Source organism: Nostoc sp. 2RC (genome assembly GCF_014222165.1).
Lineage (GTDB): Bacteria > Cyanobacteriota > Cyanobacteriia > Cyanobacteriales > Nostocaceae > Nostoc > Nostoc linckia.
Genome location: NZ_JACKZU010000865.1, coordinates 1 through 229, shown reverse-complemented (window position 1 = coordinate 229; position 229 = coordinate 1). Strand labels below are relative to the sequence as shown.

At 38.0% G+C, this 229-nt stretch carries 1 protein-coding gene; it reads right to left on the bottom strand.

The features are described from left to right. On the bottom strand, window positions 1-191 hold a 191-nt coding region (locus GNE10_RS36675), incomplete at its 3' end, for an SDR family NAD(P)-dependent oxidoreductase (protein WP_397326722.1). Window positions 192-229 lie beyond the last annotated feature (38 nt).

Sequence of the window (229 nt, the reverse complement as noted above, 5' to 3'; positions counted from 1 at the left end):
TCATAGTTGAATTGTTCATCTCTAATATCACCAGGAATTAAGATAGCTTTTTGCCCAACATTTTCAATGATTTGTTTTACATCATCGGCATCTTGTTGTTCACTTGGTAAATAATTAATCGCTACATCTGCACCTTCTTTAGCATAAGCAATTGCTGCCGCACGTCCAATTGCTGAATCGCCACCAGTCACTAGTATTTTAAAGCCATCTAATCGATGGTGGCCATGAT